Source organism: Aestuarium zhoushanense, from assembly GCF_056431045.1.
The window spans coordinates 1-1,590 of sequence record NZ_JBWKMA010000016.1; the positions used below are offsets into that span (position 1 = coordinate 1).

Here is a 1,590-nt window from a genome sequence, read left to right on the forward strand (position 1 = left end):
GGCGGATTTTGTTGAAAAAGTCGGCCTGAGAACGCGTTTTGAGCTGCGCTTAGACTTGTGTCTCGACGCTTGGTTCGGACAATCGTCCGTCGCGCCGCCTCGCGGCGACTATCTGGCCACTTAGATCATGCTGCGGCCTCCGAATTGGCGGACTGAGGCCGCAGCTTTGCGAGCTTTCGGAGATTCTGGGCGATGGCGGCGAGGAGGAATTCGTCCTTTGCGCCGTTTGGTCCCCTAAGCCTGAGCCGCGTGAGGTTCAGGATGCGCTTTAGGTGAGCAAAAAGCATTTCCACCTTCTTCCTTTTATCCCGTGAGATTTTATAGGCTTTGGTTTTACGGCATTCGCGGGCGAACTCGCGTGCTTCCTCGTGGGGTTCACGGGTGACGTATCGGGCCTCCGCTTTCGGGCAGCAGATGTCCTTGGATGGACAGGTCTGACATGTCGCCTTCAAGGCGCGATATTTCTTCCGTCCGCCGGTGTCCTGACCACGGTTCGGATCGGAGTAGTTCCGGCGATATTGCTTGAGGGCCTGACCCTCGGGGCAGATGTATTGATCATTCGCCTCGTCCCATTCGAAGTCGGACCTGGACCAGGTGCCATCGGTCCGCTCTGATTTGTCGATGACAGGAATGAAGGGGATGATGCTGCGCTGCTCAACCAGCCATCCGAGGTTCTCGGCGTTGCCATAGGCAGTGTCAGCCGCCAGCCAATCCGGTCTGATCCCGAACCGTTTTTCGGTTCTGTCGAGCATCGTGCGCGACGCCCCGACTTCGGCCTGGCGAATGGCTCGCGTCGCCTCAACATCCATGATTACCGAGCTTTTGGTGTCGATCAGGTAGTTGGTGGCGTAAGCAAAATAGGGGCGACTTTCCTCGGCGCGGGTCCATTGCGCCGCCGGGTCGGACTTGGCCACAAACTTCGGCTGGGTCGGTGACGCGGCGCCGAATGCGGCATCATCCAGCGTGTCCAGATATTCCCGGGCAGCCCGGTTGCCAGCCTCGCGTGCGACCTCAGGGCTCCAGTCCTCAGCTGCGATTGACCGAGCCTTATTGGCATCAGCAGAGATCAGGCTGGCATCCACTGCAAAGCCCTCACCCGAGACTAGATCTTCCCTCAGGCACCGCTCGACCGTGGCCTCGAACACCTGTCGCAGCAGGTTGCTTTCGCGAAACTTGCCATGGCGATACCGAGAGAACGTAGAATGATCCGGGACCTTCCCCTCCAGACCCAGCCGACAGAACCACCGATAGGCGAGGTTCAGATGGACCTCGTCGCAGAGGCGACGTTCCGATCGGATGCCCATAACGTAACCGATGACCAACATGCGGATGATCAGTTCCGGATCGATCGAGGGACGCCCAAGGTGGCTGTAGAAGGGGCGAAGAGCCTCCCGCATTCCATCCACGTCGAGGAACCTGTCGATCTCACGAAGCATATGACCGGAAGGAACATGACGCTCCAGATCGAAGTCATAGAACAGCTGCGCCGGTGCCGTTTGGGTGCCCATCATGACGAAATCCTCCAATCCCCTCATATTCGAGTGAATCAAAGGACTTGCCGCGCTGCAACAAAGACTTTTTCAACAGCAT

1 protein-coding gene is annotated in these 1,590 nt (G+C 58.2%); it reads right to left on the minus strand.

Translation table 11 applies throughout. From position 1 onward, the window contains the following. Positions 1-125 precede the first annotated feature (125 nt). Positions 126-1,511 (minus strand): IS1182 family transposase, encoded by a 1,386-nt coding sequence (locus AC07ED_RS07390; RefSeq protein ID WP_105234371.1) that lies wholly within the window; start codon positions 1,509-1,511, stop codon positions 126-128. Between the last annotated feature and the right edge of the window lie 79 nt (positions 1,512-1,590).

What these genes read in the sequence shown, in the direction of transcription:
- AC07ED_RS07390 (WP_105234371.1), bottom strand. Translation starts at nt 1,511, where the DNA reads ATGATGGGCACCCAAACGGCACCGGCGCAGCTGTTCTATGACTTCGAT.